This is a genomic window from Bordetella genomosp. 10, from assembly GCF_002261225.1.
Taxonomy (GTDB): Bacteria; Pseudomonadota; Gammaproteobacteria; order Burkholderiales; family Burkholderiaceae_B; genus Bordetella_C.
Map to the genome: position 1 here is coordinate 1,303,723 of NZ_NEVM01000002.1, position 24,590 is coordinate 1,328,312.

Genomic DNA, 24,590 nt, shown 5'->3' on the forward strand with positions numbered 1-24,590 from the left:
GCCTTCCGTCGGCTGCCGGGGCGTTTTTGCATCATCGGGCGTGGCCCTGCACCCGCTCTGTCCGCCCTACCCGCCCGCTACCAGCTATAGCGGTATCCCACCTGCCCGAAGACGCCCTTCCTGTCGGATCCATCCAGGCTCTTGGTGAACTTGATGGCGGCATAGAGCTGGCTGCCCTTTCCGATGCTCTCGTTCAGGCCGAAACCCAGTTCGCCCCAGGTGCGGCTGAAATTCGGCCGCAGGGACGCCCCGTCCACCGATACCGCCTTGGCCGGCACGAAGTCGTGCAGCACGTCGATGGTCATATACGGCGTGCCGGCGCCCGTGCCGTCTTCGGTGTGCACGTTCGGCGAATAGATGCGCACCCCGATGCGGCCGCGCACGGCATTGTCGCTGGTGCCCGACACGCTGGACACGCCGTCGTCGAAGCGGTTCAGCTTCAGGTATTGATAGATCAACTGCGCCTGCGGTTCGATGGCCAGCTTGGGCATGACCAGGAAGGGCTTGCCGACTTCCTGCGACAAGGCGATGCCGAAGCCGTTCTGCTTGCCGCTGTCCCCGTAGATGTCGTCGTATTTGTTGCGATAGTGCGTGACCTGGGCCACGGAATCCCAATACGAGCCGTCCCGCAGGTATTTCGTGTAGTAGCCGCCCACGCTCTGGGCCTGGGTGTTGGCCTTGCCGGTGCGGTCCGACAGCATGGAATTCAGGTCGCGCGCGCCGTCCTTGAACTTGGCGTCGGTCACGCCCAGGCTCGCCGTGACGCCCGCGTGGGTGCTGCCCCCTTCCGGATCCTGCGCCAGCGTCCAGTCCTTGCCGAACTGCATGAAGAAGGTGGACTGGTTCACCGAGAAGCGGTCGCCGGCGTCCGCCTGCACGCCGTAGCCGCCCATGCGCCCCCATACGCCGTTGCGATTGCCGGTCTGGTTCTGCTCCGTGCTGTAGACGTCGCCCACCCGTTCGTGCAGCCGGCCCAGGTTGGTGAAACCGTAGTCCAGGTTCATCGCGGGCGTCAGCGTATAGCCCACCACGCCCGGCCGGTAGGCGACCGGGGCGCTGCCGCCGCCGGAACCGCCGCCGCCCTGCGGATCCTGCAAGGTGGAACGCAGGAAATAATCGTCGGGATTGCTGCTGCCGCCGCGGTACAGCAGGTACTCATAGGCGCCGGCCTGCACCGGCCCGGCCAGGCGGAAGGCGCCGGGCGCGGTGCTGCCGCCGCCGGTCACGGCGACCACGTTGATGCCGTCGCCGGTGGTCGCCGCGCCGGGGCCGCCGGTATTGGCGACACGCAGCGCCGTGGCGCCCGTCGCCGTCCCGCCGTTGACGACGAGCCGGTCCGAGGGCGAGCCGTCGCCGGCCAGCCAGGTGTTCAAGGCCACGGTGCCGTTGGCGCCGACGTAGCTGGAGGCCGTCACGGTCTTGTAGCTGGCGGCCTGCCTGGGATCGCCCGTGGGCGGCACGAAGGCCACCGTGCCGGCGTTGGACAGCGCGCCGGTGACGGAGCTCGCCGACACGTTCCACGTGCTGGAGGCGTCGACGTTGACGTCCAGGGGATCGATGCGGCCCGTGAGGACGGTGCCCTGGCTCAGGTTGACGACGCCGTTGCTGCTGGCGTCGGCGATCAGGTCGCCGTTCAATATCACCCCCTGGGCCGACAGGTTGACGGTGCTGGCGTTGGCCACGTTCAACAGCGTGCCCGAGGCGGCGGTGACGTTCGCGCCGTCGGCCAGCACGATATTGGCGCGGGCGCCCGTGACGTCGATGGCGTTGCCCGCCGTGGCGGCCAGCGTCCCGCCGGACACCGCGATGTTGGACGCCTGCCCGTTGCCCTTCGTATCGGTGACGGCGAGGCCCGAGGTCGCGCCGGCGACGGTGGCGCCGCGCAGCGACAGCGTGCCGCCGGAATTGGATTGCGCGCCGGCGCCCGCCGCGCTGGCCAGCGTGGTGCCGGCGACCGTGGCGGCGCCGTCGGGCCCCTCGACGTACAGGGCCGCCGCGCCCGTCCCCTGGGTCGAGACGGCGCCGCGCGACAGCGCCGCCGTGGCGCCGTTGTCCAGCAGGATGCCGTGCGCGCCGCCGCCCTGCGTGGTGAGCGTCGTGTCCGTCATCTGCAGGCGTCCCGCGCTGCTGACGTAGATGCCGACGGCATTGGTCCCCGCGGTGCTCACCGTGCCGCCCGACAGCACGATCTCGCCGTTCGAGCCCGACGAGCTGATGCCGGCCGCGCCATTGCCGTTGGTGCGTATCGACGTATCCGTCAGCGTGATCGCGCCGCCCGCCGCCCGGTTGTCCAGCGCCATCCCGCTGCCGTCGATCACGATGGTGCCGGCGGTGCCGGTAACGCGGCCGTTGACGGCGGTGTCGTCGATGAGAATGCCGTCGGCGGCGCCGCCGGCCTGCACCAGGCCCGACCCGGAAAACGCCACGGAGGCGCCCGCGCCGGTCAGGTGGACCGCCGCCGTGCCGTCGTCGGCCCGTATGATGCCGTTGTTCGACAGGCTGGCCTGCGCGCCCTGCACCAGGGCGCCGTCGCCGTTGGCCACGCGGATCGTGGCGGTGTTGTTCACCGTGCCCAGCGGGCCGACGATCACCCCGGTGGAACCCGCGCCGGTCAAGGCGATGTCGGCGTTGTTGACCAAGGTGCCCAGGTTGCGCGCGACGAAGCCCACGGCGCCGCCGGTATCCGAGCGGATGGCGGCGTTGTTGGTGAGCGTGGTGGCCACGGGATCGCCGACCGCGGCGTTGGTCAAGTCGTGCGCCTGGCCGTCGACGATGCCGGCCGTGGCGCCCGCGTTCGCCAGCACGATGGTGGTGCCGGCGTCGATGGTGCCCGTGGCCCCGCCTTCCGCCACCACCGCCGCGGCCCCGCCCGCGCTGCCGGCCGCCCCCGTGACGCGATAGGTGGACATGCCGGTGGACAGCGTCGTGCCCATGCCCGTGGCCACGACGCCGCGGCCGTCCTTGCCGGCCACGGTGATGTCCAGCGCCCCGGCGGTCGAAGAACCGGTGAAGGCCGCGCCGTCGGCGACGCGGAACAGCGTGGAGCCGTCCGTCGCCACCGACAGCACGCTGGCGTTGACGTTGATGCTGGAGCCGGCGCCCGCCGCATAGAAGCCGATCTGGTCCGTGCCGGCGAGGAATTGCGGCACCGCGCCCGCGTCGACGTTGATGGTGCCGCCGTTCTGCGCGAAGACGCCCACCGCCCCCGTGCCCGTCAGGTTGACGGCCCCGCTGACCTGCGCGACGCCCTGCGCGCCGTTCACCCACACGCCGAAATTGCGCGTGCCGGAGGCGACGTCGGCGCCGCCGTCGACGTTGATGGTGCCGGTGGATTCGGCGTTGGCGGCGATGCCGGGATCCGCGTTGACCATCACCCCCACCCCGTTGACGCCGGTGAGATTGATCGTGCCCGCGTTGCGCACCACCGCGCCCGTGCCGGCCGCGCCGTTGTCGTCGGCCATCATGCCGATGTTTGCAAGAGGCATGCCGGCGGCGCTGCCGGTGACGTCGATGGTGCCGGTGTTCAGCAGCAGCGAGTTGACGGGCGCGGTGGAATACATGCCCACCGCCCCTTGCGCCTGGCCGCCGATGACGATATGGCCCACGTTGACGGCGCTGTCGCCCGTATCCATGATGCGCACGCCGTAGGTCGGCGCGGAGATGGCGACGTCGGGCGCCGCGTCGGCCAGCCCGTATTGCGCGGCGCGGCCGATGTAGATGGTGCCGCCGGCGGCGTTGGTGAAGCTGCTGCCGCCGCTGACGTTCACGCCCACCGCCGTCGTCACGTAGCCCGGGTTCACGCCGACGTTGATATTGCCGTCGTTGTTGCCGCTGGCGCCCTGCGCCAATCCCATCCCGACCGAGGTGTTGCCGGTATAGGCGAAGCCCGAGACGTTGATCACGCCGCTGTTCTGCACCGTGCTGCCGGCGCCCGAGGCGATCACGCCGGACCCCGTGTAGTAGAAGGTGTCGGCGGTGGCGGTGTCCAGCTTGTCGCCGGCCAGGTAGCCGCTGGACACCACGCCGTCGGCCGCGTTGATGAAATGCGCGCCGTTGTCGACCCGCACGAGCTGCTCGATGACGTTGCCGGACAGCGTGCCGTGATTGGTCGCGGTGGCGCCGTCGGTCGCCTTGATGGCGCCCGAGGCGCGCGTGATGTCGATCTGCCCGCCGGCGGCGACGACGGCCGAGCCGTTGCGGCCGGACGCCAGGATGGCGTAGCGGTCGCCGTTGGGCGCGCGCGCCAGGTCGCCGGCCGTCGTATTGGTGTTGTAGGTGACCGGCGTGTCGACGGTCGTGTAGGCCTGCGCGAAGGCGGCGTCATAGGCCTGCTGCGAGGTCAGCGTGCCGTTCTTCAGGGCCGCGACGAGCACGTCGTTGTAGGCGGCCAGCTCCGCGGCATTGGTGACCGTGTAGGCGACGCCGTTGAACGTCACGCTGCCCGCGTAGGTGGTCACCGGCACGCTGACGGTCAACTGTCCCGTGTTGACGTCGGGCGTGGGCAGGCCCGGATCGATGCCCATGTCGATGGCGTTGCGCGAGCGCCAGACGACGCGGCTGTCGGCGTTGCCGCTGCCGTCGGCGGAGGTCAGATAGGTCTGCTTGGAAACCATCAGGATGCCGTTGGACGATGGCGCGCCACTGGGCGTGGCGCCCAGGTTCACGTTCAGGGTGCCGCCGGTCTTGTCCACGCGGCCCAGCGAGGCGTGGTAATACATATCGCCGGCGACGTCCTCGAACTGGTTCACCGGCGTGGCGAGATTGGACTGGTCCGTGAACGCGCCCGAATCGTAGGTGCGGTAGGTCACGTTGGCGCCCGTGGCGGGGTTCCTGGCGCTGACGGTCACGTTCTGCGGGCCGGTCACCACGGCGCTGGAGTCGAAGGTGCCGGCGACGACGTTCACCGAGTCGGCCGGCACGGTCGTGTTGCCGCTGTAGCCGGTGCCGACGACCGAGGTGCCCGTCAGCGTGACGGTCTGCCCATGATTCACCACCGCGCCGCCCGCGCCGTTCTGGCTGACGGGCGGGTTGTAGTCCGCGATGGCGCAATGCCCGCCCACCGGCGCCGATTGCTGGGCGGTTCCCGTCTTGCAGCTCGACGCCATGGCCAGCGCGGGGCCGGCGATGCCCGCGGCCAGGACCGTCAGGACCATCGCACGATGCAGCGCGCGCGGCGCCGGGCGGGCGCCCGATCGGCGCGAGGCGGATGTGGATCGTGTCTTGCCCTGGGCAAATTCCGAGGCGACGATATATTGCTGCCGGGAAACATTCCAGACGATCTTGTGAAACCTGTTCATGGGCGGGCCTACGGTATCGAGCGGTATCGGGATCCCCCTTGGTCGTAGGCGATCCACGCCAGGAGGTGTGATCCATGATTCGTTCGAAATGCGTCCCGACCAATTGACAACTCGTCCTAGGCCGAACAGACATCGGAAAGGTGGCGGAGGAACAGGCGATGCGCGCGGGTTGAGGGAAGGACGAGCCCGCCGGGCCCGTGCCGGCGCCATGCCAGGGTTGTGCGGCGCACCCTGGCCGCGGTCGCGGCGGAGCGCGGGAGAAATGTCCTAGGCCATGGGAAGAAGGCCGGGCGTATGCTCTAGCCCTTGCGGCGGTGAGGCTGATTTGCGACAGACCGTATCAAAATAGCAATTCGACATCTCTTGGAGCGCGCAGTGGCACATGGCAAGCACATTTACCGGGTCTCCGTGCAGTGGACGGGAAACAAGGGCAGCGGCACGTCCGGCTATCGCGAATACGGCCGCGACCACCTTATCCGGGCGGGCGCCAAGCCCGACATTCCGGGCTCGGCCGACCCGGCTTTCCGCGGCGACGCCGCCCGCTGGAATCCCGAAGACCTGCTGGTCGCCGCCACGTCCGCCTGCCACAAGCTCTGGTACCTGCATCTGTGCGCGGACGCCGGGGTGCGCGTGCTGTCCTATATGGACGACGCCGTCGGCGCCATGGCCGACGACCCGGCCGGCGGGCGTTTCACCGACATCGTCCTGCGGCCGCGCGTGACGATCGCGGCCGGCGGCGACGCCGAACTGGCGGCGCGCCTGCATCACGCCGCCCATGAGAAGTGCTATATCGCGAATTCCGTGAATTTTCCCATCCGGTGCGAACCGGTCATCGATATCGAGTCGGCCGTCGAGCCGGCGGAACGCTGACGGCGCGCTGACCTCGGCGGCTACCGGACGCCGGATTGGCTGCGCGCCGCCGGCGGCGCGGCGATTCGACGGCCGCCCCGGACGGACGACGGGGAATTTAATTGGGGGAAACCGCCGCTCCCCGGGGCGCGCCCGGGCGTGCTAGTCTTGAAACCTTGCGTCAATCTTCGGAGACGAACCCTCATATATCCGACCCGATATCCTGCACGCTCGACCCTCAATGGGCTCTGACGAGCCTCCTTTTGGCCAGCGGCCCCGCCCCTCGCCCGGTGCACGGCATTCTCGATGCCCCGCGCCCCCGGGATGCCGGTTCGCGTTACCTAAGGCAAAGCATCCATGGAGACGATCGACATTGAAGGCCTCACCCACGTCACCAGCATCGACGTCGGCGCCTTGGCAGGACCGAGCGATACCATCCTGTTGCGCATCGGCCGGTCGGAGCCGGGCGCCGAATCGGCGGTGGAATCGACCGAAGTATTTCTGCTCAGCCACGAGCAGGTCGAGGACCTGGTTACAAAGCTGCGAAAGTCGCTGCGTTGGATTGATGAGAAGCCGTTTGAGCGATTTCACTAATTTTTGACTTTATACGCACGAAATCGCGAATAAAACTTGACTCGCCGCTGACTCGCCCCCATAGTGAACGCCAGATTTTCAAGTGCCCTGATATTGTTCCTCCGCGCACGAGTAAGTGGTGCGCACATTTGTCCATGTTCTTGCCTTGATCATCTCCCTCCCGGACACGTGTCCGTAACTCATCAAGGTACCGCAATTCATGGAAACCGGAATCGTCAAGTGGTTTAACTCGGAAAAGGGTTTTGGCTTCATCACCCCCGAAAAGGGCGGCAATGACCTGTTCGCCCATTTCTCCGAAATCCAGGGTGAAGGCTACAAGTCGCTGCAAGAAAACCAGCGCGTCAGCTATGTCCCCGCCATGGGCCAGAAAGGTCCCCAGGCCACCAAGATCACCGTGCTGTAAGTCTTCGGACTAGCTGAACGGTAGTCGAAAAGCCCTCTTCGGAGGGTTTTTTTCATCGCCGGGCCGCTCCCAAGATGAAAAGCGCCCCCTCGGGGGGCAGCAAGCGGCGCAGCCGCGCGGCGTGGGGGCCTTTTTTTATCGCCGGGAGCCTTGCCTTGGACCTGATGCAGGCCATGAAGACCTACGTCGCCGTGGTCGAAAGCGGTGGTTTCACCCCGGCCGCCCGCAAGCTCGACGTCTCCTTGTCGGTCGTCAGCCGCGTCGTGACCGAGCTGGAGACCCATCTCGGCGTCCGCCTGCTCACCCGCACGACGCGCGTCGTCCGCCCCACGGACACCGGCGCCGCCTATTTCGAGAACTGCAAGCGCATCCTGGGCGAGATCGAGGACGCGGAGCTGGCGGCGGCCGGCGCGCACGCCACGCCGCGCGGGCAGTTGGCGGTGACGGCGCCGGTGCTGTTCGGCGCCCGGCACGTGACCCCCATCGTGGTCGAGTACCTGCGGCGGTATCCGGAAGTGGACGTCAACTGCCTGCTGCTGGACCGCAACGTGAATCTGATCGAGGAAGGCATGGACGTCGGCGTGCGCATTGGCGAATTGCCGGATTCCACCTTGCGGGCCATCCCGGTCGGCCGGGTGCGGCGTGTCGTCTGCGCGGCGCCGTCGTATCTGGAGGCGCACGGCCTGCCCCGGACGCCGGACGACCTGGCCCGGCACACGCTGATCCAGGTCACCGGCATCAGCACCCTGCCCGAATGGCGTTTCGCGCACCAGGGCGCCCCCTTGCCCTACCGTTACGCGCCCCGCTTCGCCACCACCACCAACGATTCCGCCATCGCCGCCGCGACGGCCGGGCTGGGCCTGGCGCGCGTGCTGTCCTACCAGATCACCGGCGAGCTGCGGGACGGCAAGCTGCGGGTGCTGCTGGCCGACTACGAGCCGCCGGCCGCCCCCATCCATCTCATTCATCGGGAAGGCCGGCACGCCTTGCGCAAAGTGCGCGCTTTCCTGGACCTGGCGGTCGACCGGCTGCGCGCGGACGAGTCCCTCAACGGCTAGGCGCAAATCCCAATTATTGCTGTTTCAAGAAGAATATCTTGTCCCGGAAGCCGTTTTTCCGGGCGGCGCGGACTCCTAACATTCGTTTCACCCTTGCATTCGCTGCCATTGGCCGCGAAAACCGAAACGATAGGACTACCGCCATGAAGCTCTACCACCACCCGCTCTCCGGCCACTCCCACCGCGTCCACCTGTTCCTCTCGCTCCTGGGATGCCCCCATGAGCTGGTCGAGGTCGACCTGGCCGCGCGCGCCCACAAGCAGCCCGAATTCCTCAAGCTCAATGCCTTCGGGCAGGTTCCGGTGCTGGTAGATGGGGACGCCGCCATCGCGGATTCCAATGCCATCCTGGTTTATCTGTGCAAAAAATACGGCAAGACGGACTGGTTGCCGGAAACGCCCAAGGAAGCCGCCGCCGTGCAGCGCTGGCTGACCGTCGCGGCCGGCGACATCATCTTCGGGCTGGCCGCCGCCCGCCTGGCCACCGTGTTCGCGGCGCCGGTCGACACCGAGGCGGCCATTGCCCGCGCCCACGTCGTCCTGCGGCGGATGGACGACGCGCTGGCCGGCAGCCCGTGGATCGCCGGGCCGAAGCCGACCATCGCCGACGTGGCGCTGTACGGCTACACGGCGCGCGCCCCCGAAGGCTATGTGGACTTGAAGGATTACGCCCATGTGCGGGCCTGGCTGGCGCGGGTCGAAGCCCTGCCCGGGTTCGTGGAATTCCGGCGCACCCCGGTCGGCCTGGCGGCCTGAGCGAACGGGTACTCCCCGCCGAGGAAACACGCCGAGGAAACCTCATGGCCTCCCCTTCTCCCTGGCACGCCGGCGAACTGGCCCTGCAAACGCAGGCGGGCGCGATCGACGCGATGGACGGCCTGGGCCGCCGCCTGATTCGCGACCGCATGCCCGACCAACACCGCGAATTCTTCGCGCAGTTGTCCTTCGTCGTGCTGGGAGCGGTGGCGCGCGATGGCGCGGCCTGGGCCACGCTGCGGGCGGGACGGCCCGGTTTCCTGGCGTCTCCCGATCCCGGCCGCCTGGACATCGCGCTCTCGCGCGAAAGCGACGATCCGGCCGACGAGGGGTTCGACGACGGCAATGCGGTGGGCCTGCTGGGCATCGACCTGGCCACCCGCCGGCGCAACCGCATGAACGGCGTGTTGCGCCACGCCCGGGGCATGCCGTCCCATATCGAGGTGGCGCAGAGCTTCGGCAATTGCCCGCGCTACATACACCAGCGCGCCATCGCCTATACGCGCGACCCCGCGGAACAAAGCGACGCCCCGTCCCAAATGCTGGATACGTTGGATGCCGAGGCCAGGGCGTTGATCGCCAGGTCCGACACCTTCTTCGTGGCGTCCTACGCGGACCTGCCCGACGGGGCGCGGCAGGTCGACGTTTCCCATCGCGGCGGCACGCCGGGCTTCGTCCACCTGGATGCCGACGGCGGCATGACGATCCCGGATTTCAACGGCAACCGCTTCTTCAACACCCTGGGCAACATCATGCTCAACGCCAGGGCCGGTCTCGTCTTCGTCGACTTCGCCAACGGGGACCTGCTGCAGATAAGCGGACGCGCCGAGGTCGTCGCCGATACGCCCGACGTTGCCGCGTTCGACGGCGCGGAGCGGCTGTGGCGCTTCATGCCCCTGCGCATCGTCCGCCGTCCGCGGGCCTTGCCGCTGCGCTGGGCCGGCTGACGCTACAGCGCCACCGCCAAAGCCTCGACCGGTTCGTGCTTCCTGGTCACGGCGGGTTTCACCGCCACCGGCTTGCTCGCCGCGGGCAGCATGTCTTCCGCGGCCCTGAGCACTTCGATCGCTTCGTCGCGCGAGACGCCGACCGTCGTCAGGAAATGGATCAGCATCGACGCCAGGCAGGCGATGTCATAGGATTCGGTATTCGCACTCTTCATTTTCAGCTCCTCTCGGTCTCTGCCCCTACTGTTGCCGTCAACGCCGTCCCGGATGTTGATCTACGTCAAATGCGGCCACATGCCCGCGCGCGCGGGTGCAACAAGCCGCTTCCGCGCCCGGCTTGCCTTGCCGCGGCGCGGGACGGCCGCTATCATCGGTCGGCAACGCCCGGGGATAGCCACCACGCGTGAGTTCCGGTTCCGCTGCCCCCGCCCTCGAATGCATCGCAACAGGAGAGACGGGGATGAAAGCAGCCCAGCAGCTTGCCGCGGAAACGGACGGGACGCCTTGGCACGCCTTGCCGGCCAACGAGGTCGAGCGCCAGTTGAAGGTCAGCGCCGACCAGGGGCTCGATGCGGCGCAAGCCCTCGAACGGCTGGACGCCTGCGGCCCCAACCGCCTGCCGCAAGGCAAGAAGAGAGGCCCTGTCGCCCGCCTTCTCGGCCAGTTCAACAACATCCTCATCTACGTCCTGCTCGTCTCCGGCTTCATCAAGCTGATGTTGAGCCTGTGGCTGGACGCCTCCATCATCTTCGCCGTCGTCGTTCTCAATGCCCTGCTGGGCTTCGTGCAGGAAGGCCGCGCGGAGAAGGCGCTCGACTCGATCCGCAACATGCTATCGGCGCACGCCCGCGTGCTGCGGGACGGCGCGGCCCGTCTCATTTCCGCGGACGACCTGGTCCCGGGCGACATCGTCCTGCTGGAATCGGGCGACAAGATTCCGGCCGACCTGCGCCTGCTCGAGGTCAAGAACCTGCGCACCGAGGAAGCCGCGCTGACGGGCGAATCGATTCCCGCCGAAAAGACGGCCGCCACGGTATCGGCCAACGCCACCGTGGGCGATCGCGCGAACATGGCCTTCTCCGGCACGCTGGTCGTCTCGGGCCGCGCGACGGGCGTGGTCGTGGCCACCGGCAACCACACGGAGCTGGGCCGCATCAACCAGTTGCTGGGCGAAGTCACCTTGCTGGAAACCCCGCTGCTGCGCCAGATCAAGAAGTTCGGCTACACGATCACGGCCGTGATCGGCGTCGTCAGCGTGTTGCTCTTCGCCTGGGGCCATTGGCTGGGACACATGACCTTCGTCCAGTTGTTCCAGGCCATCGTCGGCATCGCGGTGTCGGTCATCCCGGAGGGCCTGCCGGCGCTCATCACCATCACGCTGGCCATCGGCGTGCAGCGCATGGCGCGGCGCAACGCCATCATCCGGCGCCTGCCCGCGGTCGAAACCCTGGGATCCGTATCCCGGATCTGCTCGGACAAGACCGGCACGCTGACCTTGATGGAGATGATGGCGACCTCCGCGGTGACGGCGGACGGCGCCTACGACGTGACCGGCGACGGCTATGCCTGCGAAGGCGAAGTCAGCCAGGACGGCCGGCCGGTCGCGGGCGCGGTGCCGGACACGCTGAAGATGATGTGCCTGGTTTCATGCCTCTGCAACGACGCCGAACTCTTCCAGGCCGACGGCAAGTGGAAAGTCGAGGGCGACCCCACCGAAGGCGCGCTGTACCCCTTCGCCGCCAAGCTGGGCATGGACCGCGGCGAGGTCGCCGCCGCCGCGCCGCGCGTGGACGCCATCCCCTTCGAATCCGAGCACAAGTTCATGGCGACGCTGAACCGCTCGGCGGACGGCGACATGCTGCTGGTCAAGGGCGCGCCCGAAGTCATCCTGGAACACTGCGACCGGCAGCAGACGTCAGGCGGGGCGGTCCTCATCGATCGCGGGCATTTCGCGCGCGAAGGCGAACGGCTCGCCGCGCGGGGCGAACGGGTGCTGGGACTGGCCTGGCTGCCGAACCCGGGCCTGGCCGGGCGCCCCGACGGCCTGGACCCGCGGGACCTGCCGCGCGACCTCGTGTTCCTGGGCCTCGTGGGCCTCATGGATCCGCCGCGCAAGGAAGCCATCGAGGCCGTGCGCGAGTGCCATGACGGCGGCATACGGGTCACGATGATCACCGGCGACCACAAGACCACCGCCGCGGCCGTCGCCCGCCGGCTGGGCATCGGCGACGGCAGGACGGCGGTCGCCGGCGTGGAGATCGAAGCCATGAACGACGCGGCGCTGCGGGAATGCGTGCGCGAGGTCGACGTGTTCGCCCGCGCCAGCCCGGAGCACAAGCTGCGGCTGGTGAAGGCCATCCAGGCCAACGGCCAGGTGGTGGCCATGACGGGCGACGGGGTCAACGACGCGCCCGCGCTGAAGAAGGCGGATATCGGCGTGGCGATGGGCGTCAAGGGCACCGAGGTCACGAAGGAGGCGGCCGGCATGATACTGGCCGACGACAATTTCGCGTCAATCTCGGCCGCGGTGAAGGAAGGCCGCACGGTCTACAACAACATCGAGAAGGCGATACTTTTCATGCTGCCGACCAACGTCGCCCAGGGCGCCGTGATCGCCTCGGCCATCCTGTTCGGCTTCGCCCTGCCCATTACCGCGCCGCAGGTGCTGTGGGTGAACATGATCACCTCCGTCGCCCTGGGGCTGGTGATTTCCTTCGAGCCGCACGAGTCCGACGTGATGAAGCGGCCGCCGCGCGCGGTCGACCGGCCCATCCTCAACCGCTTCGGCATCTGGCGCATCCTGTTCGTCGGCGCGGCGCTGCTGATCTATACGCTGCTGACCTTCTTCGCGCTGCAGACGCAGGGGGCGTCCGAAGCCATGGCGCGCACGGCGGCGGTCAACGCCATTACGCTGGGACAGGTGTTCTACCTGCTCAACAGCCGGCACCTGATCCTGTCGTCGCTGTCCACCCAGGCCCACGGGGGCAATCCGCTGCTCTGGTACGGCATCCTCGCCGTGGTGGTGTTGCAGTTGCTGTTCACCTACGCCCCGCCCTTCCAGGCCATTTTCTCGACCGAATCGCTGCCCTTGTCGGTCTGGGCCCGGCTGCTCGCGGGCGCGGTGCTGTTCTTCCTTTTCGTCGAGGCGGAGAAGCTGGTCATCCGTTCGGTGCCCGCCTGGCGCAATGCCGTGATGGCGCGATAGGACGCCGGCGCAGGCGTCCTTGGACGGTCTCATCGCCGCCTTGTTCATCAGGCGGGCGCGCGGCGCCCGGGACGCGGTTCACGGGCACGGCGCCTGCTCCCGGACGGCCAGCCGCGGCAATGGGCGGCGGCTGGCTCAGGGAGAGACGGAAATGCACATCGACGGACCCAGGAACAAAGGCGGCAGGCGCCCCGCCATGCTCATCTCGCTGGCCGCCCTCGCGGCGGCCGTATCGTCGCCCGGCGGGCTGTCGCTCTCGCTGGCCGGCGTGGGCGCGGCCGGGCTGATGCTGAGCCCGCCGGCCCTTGCCCAGGGCGCCGGCTCCGGCAAGGAGGGAGAAGGCCAGCACCAGGAAGGCGGGCAAGGCGGCGGCGGCCTGGGCGCTTCCGGCAGCGGGCCGCAAGGCAGCGGCGCGCAAGGCGATTCCCATGCCCCGCCCGGCACGCCGCCCGCGTCTTCGGCCGGCGGCAAGCCCGGCGACGACAACGACGCGGTCACCAACAAGGACGTGCAGCGTCTTTATACGCCGCCGCCCCAGGACCGCGCCGCGCCCGCCAACGCGGAAAAACCGGCGCGCTGACCGCGGCGCCAGCCCGGGTATGCGGTTTGCGTAGGCCCGCGCCACCATCACCCAATTGAACGAGGTAACCCAAATGGAAACCAGTCCTTCGTATGTCGCCGGATCGCCGGCCTCCATCGGCAAGCGCGAGTCCTTCGGGTCCGCGGTATCGTGGGGCGCCGTCCTGGCTGGCGCCTTCGTGGCCACCGCCACGTATCTGATGTTGCTGGTCGCCGGCGCCGGCCTGGGGCTGGCGTCCTCCTCTCCCTGGAGCGGCGACGGCGCATCGGCCAAGGCCATAGGCATCGGCGCCATCGTGTGGCTGGTGGTCATCCAGATCATCTCGGCCGGCCTGGGCGGCTATATCGCCGGCCGCCTGCGCACCAAGTGGGTCGACGTCCATTCCGATGAAGTGTTCTTCCGCGACACCGCCCACGGCTTCCTGGTGTGGGCGCTGGGCGCCACCGTCAGCGCCTTCCTGATGACGGCCGGCGCCTCGTCGGCCATCAGCGGCGTGGCGAACGTCGGCGCGAGCGCGGCGTCGGGCGTCGGCACGGCGGCCACCTCGGCGGTGGCGGCGGGCGCGGCCAGCAGCGCCGGCAGCGGCAATGCCGGCGGCATGTCGTCGTCCACGCAATACTTCACCGACATGCTGTTCCGCTCCGACCGTCCGGACGCCACGCAAGGCGACGCGGCCAAGGCCGAAGTCGGACGCATCGTGGCCGCCAGCATCGCCCGCGGCAACGTCACGCCGGAGGACAAGACCTATGTGGCGCGCGTGATCTCGGCGCAGACGGGCGTGGACCAGCCCACGGCCGAAAAGCGCATCGACGACGCCATCAACAGCGCCAAGCAGGCGGCCGACCAGGCCAAGCAAAAGGCGCTCGAAGCCGCCGACGCCGCCCGCAAGGCCGCGGCCGGCTTCGCCCTGTGGGCCTTCATTTCGATGCTGATCGGCGCCTTCTCGTCCACCTACGCCGCAACGCGCGGCGGCCGCACGCGGGATGCGTGGCAGTAAGTACGCGGCGCTGAGCTCGCCGGGCCGGCCTTCCCGCGCATGGGATGCCCCATCGCACCGCGCGGGGACCGGCCGCCGCTCCCCGCGCGCCGTGCGTCACGACGCACGGCGTCATTCGAACTGTATGCCCGATTGCTTGGCCAGCGGCGCCCAGAATGCCTGCTCGGTGCGCACGCGCTGCGCCAGTTGCGCGTGGTCCATCGGCTTGACCACCAGGCCGTTGTCCTGCAGCTTCTTCACCAGCGACGGATCGCGCGCCGCCTTCAGGAAGACTTTCTCCAGCGCCGCCGCGGTCTTGTCGGGCAAGCCGGCCGGCGCGAAGATCGCATAGAAGCTGGTCGCCGCCTCGAACTGCGGATAGCCCTGCTCCTTCGCCGTCGGGACGCCGGGCAAGGAAGCCAGGCGCTCCGATCCGCTCAATCCCAGGAATCGGATCTTGCCGCCCTGGTACAGCGGCACCATGCTCGCCGCCGCATCCCAACCCATGGAAACGCGCGAACTGACCACGTCCACCAGCATGGGAGAGGCGCCCTTGTAGACGACCGGAGCGAAGTCCACGCCGATGGCCTTGCCCAAGGCGATCGTCCCAAGTTGACCCGAACTGCCCTGCGCCGCCAGGCCTATCGTGGCATTGTTCGGATGCTGTTTGGCCCAGGCGACGAACTCCTTCATGTCCTTGTAGGGCTGGTCGACGCCGGTGACGATGGCTGTCGGGATATCGACCAGCAGCGCGATCGGGCGGAAATCCTTCTCGACGTCGTAGCCGAGGTTCTTGTAGGTGTAGGGATAGATCGTGAAAGCCGGCGACGTCGCCAGCAACAGCGTCAGGCCATCGGGCGCGGCGCGCTGCACGTAGCTGTTGGCGATGCGCGTCGACGCGCCGGGGCGGTTGTCGACGATGACTTCCTTGACGCCTTCCCGGGACAACTGCTCGGCGAAGGTGCGCGCGGTCAAATCGGCGGCGCCGCCAGGGGCGAAACCGACCACGATCTTGATCAATCCCTTGGGCAGGTCCTTGGGCGCGTCGTCGGCCCGGGCGCGCGGCGCCGAGGCCGCCAGCGCGATGCCCAGCAGCGCCAGGCCGGCGAGGTAACGCAGCTTGCCGGGTCTTGCCTGTGCCGCCACGCCGGCGCCCGTCGGGGAACTTGCCTGGCGCCGCTTATCGAAGGTGAAAGTGAAAGCGCCCGGGAACTGCGTGGAAAATGGCTTCGTCATGCCAACTCGCTTGTGGGGGGCCTCCGCCTGGAGGCCTTTTCAGGATTTTGGAACTTTCCGGATTCCCCTTGGAGGCCCGTATCCCGGATTTTGGATTTTCTGGGATACTACGGACGCCGCAATTGTATCTACATTGGTACTTACCCCAGTGCCACCGAGCACCCTGAATGAGGAAGTCATGAGCGATTTGAGCTATCTGTCCACCGTCGAACTTGCCGGGCTGATCGAAGGGAAACGCCTTTCTCCCGTCGAACTCACCCGGGCCGTGCTCGATCGGGCCGAACGCTTGCAACCGGCGCTCAACTGCTTCATCACGCTATGCGGCGAGGCCGCCCTCGACGCCGCCAGGGCCGCCGAGCAGGAGATCATGGCGGGGCGCTATCTCGGTCCGCTGCACGGCATCCCCTATGCGGTGAAGGACCTGGTCGATACCGCGCGCGTGCGCACCACCTACGGCACCGTGGCCTACAAGGATCACGTGCCGACGCAGGATGCCGTGGCGGTCGCGCGGCTCAGGCAAGCCGGCGCGATCCTGGTCGGCAAGACGACCACGCCGGAATTCGGCAGCCAGTGCATCACGCGCTCGCCCCTGTTCGGCGACACGCGCAATGCCTGGAGCGCCGCTCACTCCAGCGGCGGATCGAGCGGCGGCGCGGCCGTGGCGGTCGCGGCCGGCATCGGGTCCATCGGCATCGCCACCGACGGCGGCGGGTCGACCCGGATTCCCGCCTCTGTCAACGGCGTGGTCGGCCTGAAGCAGAGCCTGGGCGTGGTCCCGCACAGCCAGGCCCAGGACGCCTTCGGCAACCAGACCTACGTGACGCCGATTTCGCGCAACGTCATGGACACCGTGCTCATGCTGGACGCGATGGCCGGCGGCGACGCCTGCGATCCGTGGTCCCGGGCGCGCGGCACGGCGCCGGTGCGGGACGAAGAGACGGTCACCTCGTTCCACGGCCGCAGGATCCGGTTCTGCCTGGCGCCCCGCGGCAAGCTGGTCGAGCCCTCGGTCCGGCAAGCCTTCATGGCGGCGCTGAAGACCATGGCCGCCGCCGGCGCGCAGGTCGAACCCTTCGAGGCGGGCGAGGAATTCGACGTCGAACCCATCTGGCGGACGGTCAACCACACCGTGTGGCGGTCGCGTTTCGGCAAGCTGGTCCAGGAGCGGCCGTCCGACTTCAGCGCCACCTTCATCCGCCAGATCGAATCCGCGCAGCACTTCACCGCGGCTGACTACCAGGAGGCCATGTTCAGCCGCACCCGGCTGTTCCGCCACGTCGAGAACCTGCTGGCCGACGCCGACATGCTGGTCACGCCCACCCTGCTGCGTCCCGCCCTGCCCCTGGAGCAGGACTTGTACTCGCCCATCGAGATCGACGGCCAGCGCGTCGAAGGCATACGCAGCAATTGGTTCCCGTGGACCATGCCCTTCAACATGACAGGCAATCCCGCGATCAGCCTGCCCAACGGCTTCGACGACGCGGGACTGCCGATCGGCATACAGTTCGTCGGCTCGCTGGGCCAGGACAAGGAGCTGCTCAAGCTCGCCCTGGCCTTCGAAGCGCTGACGCCGCAGCATTACAGGCGGCCCATCGCCTGAGCCGGTGGCGAGCCGCGACGAGCGGTCAATTGGCCAGCAACGCCCGCGCGTCGTCTTCCGTCCAGCCGGCCTGGCCGAAACCGCCGCCGCCCGGGGTGCGGACGATGAGCACGTCGCCGGCCTTCAGGTCGTGGCTCTTGCGCAGGTCGATCTGCACGCCGTTGAGCAGCGCCTGCCCGGTCTGGCCGGCGGCGCCGCCGAACAGGCCCGGCGCGCCATGGTGGACGCGATCGCCCACCATGTTCAGCGTATAGGTCCCCGGGCGCGTAATCAGGAACTCCATATCCACGCCGTCGCCGCCGCGACGCCAGCCCTGGCCGCCGGAGCCGGCGCGCAGGCGGCGGTAGTTCACGCGCACCGGGCCCAGCCGCTCCAGGACTTCGACGGGCGCGCCGGAGATGTTGCTGGGCCAGCTCAGGGTGGACAGGCCGTGGCGGGCATACGATCCGCCCACGCCGCCGTTGAAGAAGCCCTTGATCATCACGTTCTCGCCGTCGTCGGTCTTGCCCTTGATCAGCATGGCCCAGATGGGCGCGCCGGCGCTGGCCTGGATCTTGCCCGGCAGCGCGGGCGCCAGGGCCTGGAACACCAGCGACGGCAGGTAGTGCCCCACGGTGGCGCGATTGCCGCCCGACAAGGGGAAGCGATGATTCAGGATGCTGCCCTCGGGCGCCCGCACCTCCAGGGCGCGGAACGAACCCTCGTTGTTCGGGCTGTCCGGGTCCAGCAGGCACTTCAGCGCGTAGACCGTGAAGGCGTGCGTGTAGCAGTAGGCGACGTTCAGGGCCGCGCGGACCTCGTCCGACGTGCCCTCGTAGTCCACGGTGACGCGCTCGTCTTCCACGATCACCCTGGCGTCCAGCTTGAGCGGCGCGCCCAGGCCGTCCATCCACTGGCTGGCCGGATACACGCCGTTCGGGATGGCGCGGATGCTGTTGCGCGTGGCGTTATCGGTGCGCGCGAACGACTCGCGCGCGAAGTCCTCCAGATGGTCCAGGTTCCATTCCTGCATGACGGTCTTGAGGCGGCGGGTCATGACGGACAGCGCGGAGATCTGGCCGAACAGGTCTCCCACCACCTGGTCCGGCGCGCGCACGTTCTTCGACAGCAGTTGCAGGATGGCGCCGTTGACGACGCCGCGCTCCTTCAGCTTCATGATCGGAATCTGGAAGCCTTCCTGGAAAATGTCCGGAATCGCGTAGGCGTTGGAGTTGCCGCCGATGTCCACGGCATGGGCGGTGCTGGCCGCGAAGGCCACCAGCTTGCCCTGGTGGAAGATCGGCGCGGCGACGTTGATGTCGGACAGGTGGCCGGTGCCCAGCCACGCGTCGTTGGTCACGTAGACGTCGCCCTCGTGTATGTCGTCCAGGCCGAAATGCGCAATGAAATGGCGCACCGTGCGCGGCAGGCTGCCGATGAAGACGGGAATGCTCTTGGTGCCCTGCGCGAGCGCGTGGCCCTGCGCGTCGGTAAGCACGACGGAGAAGTCGTCGGATTCACGCACCACCGTGGAAAACGAGGTACGGACCAGCGCCGCCGCGGCCTCGTCGACGATGGCGATCAGCCGCCGCCAGAAAATCTCGAGGCTGACGCTGTCGAACTGCGTGTTGTGCGAGGTCGCGCCGGCGATGCTGACGACGGCCGTTCCGCCCTTGCCCATGCGCAATCTGTCGCCGCGCGCCAGCACCAGCGTGGAGCCGGGCTGTTCGACCACCGCGGGACCGTCGACCTCTTGCCCCTCGGCGATGGCGTGCCAACGATAGACGCTTGCCCTGCAGGCCCCGGCGTCGCCCGGAATGAGGATGTCGCGTTCGGCGACCTTGGCGTCCGCGCCGCCGTCCGGGCCGGACTCGGGGAAGCTGAGCACCGCGTCCGGATCGACCAGCGTCACCGTGGCGGTCACGCGCAGCATGGTCAACTCGATCACGCCCCAGGCCAGGGTCTGGCCGAAGACGGCGCCGTACTGCGCCTCGAACGCGGCGCGGATGGCCGCGGCCGGGTCGCTCGCGGCCAGGGCCTCGGTCAGGCTCACGGACAGCTCGAACCCCTGGCCGGCGTAGCGCATCTCGGCCACGCAGGTTAGCTGCGCCGCGCCCTGCCCCGGCAGCATGCCCGAGACCTGGGTGACCGCCTCGTCGCCGAGGCTGGCGTACGCCGCCAGGATCGCCGGCAAGGTGTCCGCCGCGAGCTTCGCGCCCAGGAAACGGGCGCAATCCACGCGCACCGGCGCCAGCACCAGGCCGATGGCGGAGGCCACGCCGGCCGCCGCCGGACATATCAGCGTCGAGATCTTGAGCTTGCGGGCGACGCCGCCGCCATGGATGGGGCCGCCGCCGCCCGTCACCAGCAAGGATAGGCGCGACGGATCCTGGCCCCGCTCGGCCGCATGCACGCGCGCCGCGGCCGCCATGCTTTCGTTGGCCAGGTCGTGCACGCCGCAGGCCGCCGCGTCCATGGCGACGTCCAGTTGCCCGCCGAGCCGGCCGAATACGTCCTCCGAACGGCCGCGGTCCAGCGTGATCTCGCCATTGGCGAAGTAGCCGGGGTTCAGGTAGCCGAGCAGCAGGTTGGCGTCGCTGACCGTCGGCTGGTCGCCGCCGCGGCCATAGGCCGCCGGGCCCGGCTCGGAACCCGCGCTGGTCGGGCCGACCTTCAGCAGGCCCAGGTTGTCCACGCGGGCGATGCCGCCGCCGCCCGCGCCGATCTCGATGAGATCGACGGTGGGAATGCGGATGGGCAGGCCGCTTTCGGGCGTGAAGCGCTTCTGCCGCGCCGCCTCGAACACGTGGGAGACCAGCGGCTCGCCCTTCTCCACCGCGCACAATTTGGCCGTGGTGCCGCCCAGGTCCAGCGCCACGAAGTTTTCCGATCCGCAGGTCCTGGCGAAATAGGCGGCCGCCAGCGTACCCGCCGCGGGCCCGGATTCCAGCAATTGGATGGGCGCGCGCGCGGCCTCCTGCACCGTGGTCAGGCCGCCGTTCGAACGCATGACGAACAAGGGGCAGGCCAGGCCCAGTTGCTTCAGTTCGCCGGCCAGGACGTTCAGATAGCCGATGGCCAGCGGCTGGATGTAGGCATTGGCCATGACCGTGCAGAAGCGGTCGTATTCGCGGACCTCGTTGGCGATCTCATGTGAGACGGACAAGGGAACATCCGGGAAACGGCGCTCGATCGCGCGCCGGGCCTGTTTCTCATGCGCCGGGTTGACGTAGGCATTGACCAGGCCGACCGCCAGGCTCTTGCAACCGTCGGCGAGCGCTTGCTCCACCGCGGCCAGCAAGGCGGATTCGTCCAGGGGCGCGACCGCCGCGCCGGCGGCGTCCATGCGTTCGGCCACTTCATAGCAGGCATCGCGGCCGCATAGGGGGGCCACCATCTCGATCTGCAGATCGTAGATGTCGTACTTGCGCTCGCGTCCGATCGCCACCAGGTCGCGGAAACCCGCGGTGGTGATGAAGCCCACCTTGGCGCCGCGGCGCTCGATCAAGGCGTTGGTGAACAGGGTGGTGGCGTGCACGACGCGCCCCACCTGCGCCATCTGGAATCCCTCGCGCTCGAACAGCTTGGCGATTCCCCGGATGACGCCTTGCGCGGGCGCCTGCGGCGTCGTCAGTTCCTTGAACGACCACACCCGGTGGGTGGCCTCGTCGAGCACGACGATATCGGTGAAGGTGCCGCCGATGTCCACACCTAGCGACAGGCGCATTTGATTGAGCTTCATGGATGTTCCTGGGTTGCGGGCCGGGCCCTGCCGTATGTTCCAGGCTGAATTCTTGCGCAAGTTTTTCTTCTTTGCAATAAATTAAATGACTAATTTCTTGCACTGATTTGGCGGATATGCTCCACTTCAGTCTCGACTCATCCAAGGATTTTGTGGTTTTTATAGGTATAAGCCCTGGCTTTATGGATGGAAGCCAGGTGTGTAGATTTCGGTCCTGATAAGCATAAATTCAGTCATCAACCAAACATCAATGATTTTTTTATCTCATTAAAGAGACGAAGGGGAATGCAATGAATCGCTTCGGCATCTGGAGCAGGGTCTTGCTGATCGGCGCGGCCTTGTTGTTCGCGAACGCGCGGGCCGCGTCGCCGGCGGACGGGTTTCCGTCCCATCCCATCCAGCTCTACGTCCCCTTCAGCGCCGGGGGCTCGATCGACGTGACGGCGCGCGCCCTGGGACGCGCGCTGGAAAAGACGCTGCCCGGCGCCTCGGTGGTCATCGTCAACAAACCGGGCGCCGGCGGCGCCATCGCGCTGGGCCAGGTCGCGCGCGCCAACCCGGACGGCTACACGCTGGGCGTCTTCATGCCGCCCAACGCGGTGATCGCGCCGCATATGCAGGCCGTGGCCTACGATCCGAAGAAGGATTTTTCCCTGATCGCGAACTATGCGCTGACCACGCTCTACATCGCGGTGCCGGCCGATTCGCCCTACAAGACCTTGAACGACCTGCTGGCGGACATGCAGGCCAATCCGGGCAAGATCATGTTCGGCATCACCACGCTGGGCGCCGGCACCCACCTGGCCACGGCGCGCATGATGAAGGAACGCGGCCTGAAGACCGAATACATCACCTACGGCGGCGGCGCGCAGATCCTGACCGCCATGCTGGGCGGCCAGATCAAGGTCGCCACGCTGGCCGGCGAGGCCCTGCCCTACGTCCTGTCGGGCAAGATCCGTTTCCTGGCGTCGTTCTCGTCGCAGAAGATCGCGGCCATCAAGAACGTTCCCTCCATCCGCGAACTCGGCTTCGACTGGGACGCCGACGTCTGGACCGGCCTGGCGGCGCCGCGCGGATTGGACGAGTCCATCCGCAAGAAGCTGGAGAACGCCGTGGCGCAGGCGGTCAAGGACCCCGAATTCCAGCGCGTCATGGAAAGCATGGCGATGATCCCGCAGTCGATGAGCGGCGCGCAGCTCCAGGCGCAATTCGAGCAGAGCGACAAGACGCTCGGCCCGCTCATCGAAGCGGCGGGCCTGGCGCAAAAGTAGGTGGTATCCTTCGCCGGACGGCATCCATCCCGGGCGCGGGCGCCGCGCCCTTTCGACATCCCATGCTGACTTCCCAGCTCAACGACCGCATCCGCAAGAATCTCGACAACATGAGCGATGGCGCGCGCGCCGTCGCGCATTTCGTGCTGGAGAAGCCGGAAGACGTGGCCATGCTGCCGGCGGCGCGGGTGGCCGAGCGCCTGGGCGTCAGCGAATCGACCGTCACCCGTTTCGCGGTCCTGCTCGGCTACAAAGGCTATCCCGCCTTCCGCCGGGATCTGCAAAGCGACATCCGCCGCCACCTGGAGCCGCTGCAACGCCTGGCGATCAGCTCGCGCGAGCGGCAGCAGGACGTGCGGCCGTATTCGCAACTGTTTCACCAGGACATCGAGGACATCCTGCGGACCGAGCGCGGCATTTCCCCCGCGCTGATGGACCGCGCCGTCGACATCATCTCCAATGCCCGCACCATCTACATCATGGGCTTGCGGACCACCTTCTGCCTGGCGCACTCCCTCTACTTCCAGTTGCACCAGATGCTGGGCAACGCCGTCCTGATGGACGCGGTGGCGGGCGAGGCGCTGGAGCCCATACAGAACATCGGCGTGCAGGACGTGCTCATCGGCATCAGCTTCCCGCGCCATGCGCGCCTGACGGTCGCCGCCATGCAGTACGCGCACGAGGCCAACGCCAAGCTCATCGCCATTACCGACGGCCCGCTGTCGCCCACGGCCGCCGTGGCCGACGTGCTGCTGCCCGTGCACACCTCGGTGCTCAGTACGGCCACCTCGCTGACGGGCGGATTGTCGCTGGTCAATGCCCTGTGTTCCGAGGTGCTGATCAGGAACCGCAAGCGCGCCGCGAAGAACCTGGCCGACGTCGAACGGCTGTTCAAATTCAGCCAGGTGCATCACCCGGCGGCGGGCGGCGAAGGCCGCTGAACGCATCCCGTTGAACGCATCCAATAAGAAAGGGGGGCCGAAGCCCCCCTTTCTTATTCCTGGCGCCGGCTCGCGGGTAGTCCGCGAGCCGGGTCCGGCGGCAATCCCGGATCAGGTGTCCTGGTGCATGCCGGTGGCCTTCACCACGGCGCCCAGGCGCGCGCGCTCTTCATCGCAGAACTTGATGAAGTCGGCGCGCGTGCCGCCGACGGGCTCGATGCCCTGCTCGGTGAAGCGCTTGACGTTGGCCGGGTCCTTCATGGCGGCGTCGACGCCGGCGGCGACCTTGTCCAGGATGGCGTCCGGCACGCCCTTGGGCGCGTGCACGCCGGCCCAGTGGGCGATCTTGATGTCGGGGAAGCCCTGTTCAGCCGCCGTCGACAATTCAGGATAGGCCTTGATGCGCTCCGACCACGTGCAGGCCAGCGCCTTGACCTTGCCGCTCTTGACCATCGGCAGGACCACGATGCTGGCCTCCGAGGTCGCGTCGACCTGGCCGCCGATCACCGCGGACACCGATTCGCTGCCGCTCTTGTAGGGCACCAGGTCCAGCTTGGCGCCGTAGTTGGTGGTCAGGATGCCTTCGACGAAGTGCGGCGTGCTGCCCGTGCCGGCGGTCGAAAAGTGCAGGCCGTGCCCCTTCTTCGAGCCTTCGACGAATTCCTTCAGGGTGTTGTACGGCGAGTTGGCGGGGGCGATCACCACGGACGGCGCCAGGCCCACCATGACCACCGGCACCAGGTCGCTGTCCTTGTAGTGGACCTTGCGGATCATGCTGTTCGAGATCACGCCGGCGGCGCTGATCAGGAAGGTGTAGCCGTCCGGCTCGGCGCGGGCCACGTAGTCGGTGCCGATCACGGCGCCGGCGCCCGGCTTGTTCTCGACCACGACGCTGACGCCCAGCGCCTTGGAGATGCCTTCCGCGGCCGCGCGGCCCAGCAGGTCATTGGCGCCGCCGGGCGCGAACGGCACGACGACGCGGATCGGCCGGGAGGGCCACTTGTCGTCCGCGAAAGCGATTTTGGGAGCCACGGCGACGGACGCCAGACCGAAGGCGGCCGTATTGAAACGGCGACGGGTAATGTTCAAGGTTTTCTCCTGATACCTATTCATCGATATATCGCCCATTTGATCCACTCTTTCTCGCCTGACGGGAA

17 protein-coding genes are annotated in these 24,590 nt (G+C 68.0%); 12 read left to right on the top strand and 5 right to left on the bottom strand.

The features are described from left to right. Nucleotides 1-77: 77 nt before the first annotated feature. Complete coding sequence (locus CAL29_RS14905; RefSeq protein ID WP_094853760.1) at nt 78-5,297, bottom strand: autotransporter outer membrane beta-barrel domain-containing protein; 5,220 nt, start codon at nt 5,295-5,297, stop codon at nt 78-80. A 375-nt stretch (nt 5,298-5,672) separates the two neighbouring features. On the opposite strand from CAL29_RS14905, the gene CAL29_RS14910 reads away from it, so the two are divergent. From CAL29_RS14910 to CAL29_RS14935, 6 genes are all read left to right on the top strand, one after another. Beyond that, nucleotides 5,673-6,167, top strand: a complete 495-nt coding sequence (locus CAL29_RS14910) for an OsmC family protein (protein WP_094853761.1) — start codon at nt 5,673-5,675, stop codon at nt 6,165-6,167. Between the two features lie 336 nt (nt 6,168-6,503). After that, nucleotides 6,504-6,740: a hypothetical protein gene (locus CAL29_RS14915; protein WP_094853762.1), complete on the top strand. Its 237-nt coding sequence runs from the start codon at nt 6,504-6,506 to the stop codon at nt 6,738-6,740. 199 nt (nt 6,741-6,939) lie between these two features. Next, complete coding sequence (locus tag CAL29_RS14920; RefSeq protein WP_094853763.1) at nt 6,940-7,143, top strand: cold-shock protein; 204 nt, start codon at nt 6,940-6,942, stop codon at nt 7,141-7,143. A 155-nt stretch (nt 7,144-7,298) separates the two neighbouring features. After that, a complete protein-coding gene (locus CAL29_RS14925; protein ID WP_094853764.1) occupies nt 7,299-8,201 on the top strand; it encodes a LysR family transcriptional regulator in 903 nt (300 codons plus the stop codon). A 143-nt stretch (nt 8,202-8,344) separates the two neighbouring features. Beyond that, on the top strand, nt 8,345-8,956 hold the full coding sequence (locus tag CAL29_RS14930; RefSeq protein ID WP_094853765.1) for a glutathione S-transferase family protein: 612 nt from the start codon (nt 8,345-8,347) through the stop codon (nt 8,954-8,956). Between the two features lie 44 nt (nt 8,957-9,000). After that, complete coding sequence (locus tag CAL29_RS14935; RefSeq protein ID WP_094853766.1) at nt 9,001-9,903, top strand: pyridoxamine 5'-phosphate oxidase family protein; 903 nt, start codon at nt 9,001-9,003, stop codon at nt 9,901-9,903. Between the two features lie 2 nt (nt 9,904-9,905). Here CAL29_RS14935 and CAL29_RS14940 read toward each other — a convergent pair whose 3' ends face one another. Then, nucleotides 9,906-10,118, bottom strand: coding sequence for a hypothetical protein (locus CAL29_RS14940; protein WP_094853767.1), 213 nt, complete (start codon nt 10,116-10,118; stop codon nt 9,906-9,908). Nucleotides 10,119-10,363: 245 nt separating this feature from the next. Between CAL29_RS14940 and CAL29_RS14945 the strand changes: the two genes are divergently transcribed. The 3 genes from CAL29_RS14945 to CAL29_RS14955 all read left to right on the top strand — a co-directional run bounded on the left by CAL29_RS14945 (nt 10,364) and on the right by CAL29_RS14955 (nt 14,685). Further along, the gene (locus CAL29_RS14945) at nt 10,364-13,108 is read left to right on the top strand and encodes a cation-translocating P-type ATPase (protein ID WP_094853768.1); all 2,745 of its coding nucleotides are present in this window, start codon (nt 10,364-10,366) and stop codon (nt 13,106-13,108) included. 196 nt (nt 13,109-13,304) lie between these two features. Continuing rightward, a complete protein-coding gene (locus CAL29_RS14950) occupies nt 13,305-13,688 on the top strand; it encodes a hypothetical protein (RefSeq protein ID WP_143277672.1) in 384 nt (127 codons plus the stop codon). Between the two features lie 73 nt (nt 13,689-13,761). Further along, nucleotides 13,762-14,685: a hypothetical protein gene (locus tag CAL29_RS14955; RefSeq protein WP_218831854.1), complete on the top strand. Its 924-nt coding sequence runs from the start codon at nt 13,762-13,764 to the stop codon at nt 14,683-14,685. A 111-nt stretch (nt 14,686-14,796) separates the two neighbouring features. Here CAL29_RS14955 and CAL29_RS14960 read toward each other — a convergent pair whose 3' ends face one another. Next, complete coding sequence (locus tag CAL29_RS14960; protein ID WP_094853770.1) at nt 14,797-15,900, bottom strand: Bug family tripartite tricarboxylate transporter substrate binding protein; 1,104 nt, start codon at nt 15,898-15,900, stop codon at nt 14,797-14,799. 178 nt (nt 15,901-16,078) lie between these two features. On the opposite strand from CAL29_RS14960, the gene CAL29_RS14965 reads away from it, so the two are divergent. Beyond that, nucleotides 16,079-17,500: an amidase gene (locus tag CAL29_RS14965; protein WP_094853771.1), complete on the top strand. Its 1,422-nt coding sequence runs from the start codon at nt 16,079-16,081 to the stop codon at nt 17,498-17,500. Between the two features lie 25 nt (nt 17,501-17,525). On the opposite strand, the gene CAL29_RS14970 is transcribed toward CAL29_RS14965, so the two are convergent. After that, a complete protein-coding gene (locus CAL29_RS14970) occupies nt 17,526-21,221 on the bottom strand; it encodes a hydantoinase B/oxoprolinase family protein (protein ID WP_094853772.1) in 3,696 nt (1,231 codons plus the stop codon). 290 nt (nt 21,222-21,511) lie between these two features. Between CAL29_RS14970 and CAL29_RS14975 the strand changes: the two genes are divergently transcribed. Together CAL29_RS14975 and CAL29_RS14980 are read left to right on the top strand one after the other, a co-directional pair. Beyond that, nucleotides 21,512-22,492: a Bug family tripartite tricarboxylate transporter substrate binding protein gene (locus CAL29_RS14975; protein WP_094853773.1), complete on the top strand. Its 981-nt coding sequence runs from the start codon at nt 21,512-21,514 to the stop codon at nt 22,490-22,492. Nucleotides 22,493-22,554: 62 nt separating this feature from the next. Next, nucleotides 22,555-23,433, top strand: a complete 879-nt coding sequence (locus tag CAL29_RS14980) for a MurR/RpiR family transcriptional regulator (RefSeq protein WP_094853774.1) — start codon at nt 22,555-22,557, stop codon at nt 23,431-23,433. A 111-nt stretch (nt 23,434-23,544) separates the two neighbouring features. On the opposite strand, the gene CAL29_RS14985 is transcribed toward CAL29_RS14980, so the two are convergent. After that, entirely contained in the window at nt 23,545-24,480 is a 936-nt protein-coding gene (locus CAL29_RS14985; RefSeq protein ID WP_256977510.1) for a tripartite tricarboxylate transporter substrate binding protein, read from the bottom strand. Between the last annotated feature and the right edge of the window lie 110 nt (nt 24,481-24,590).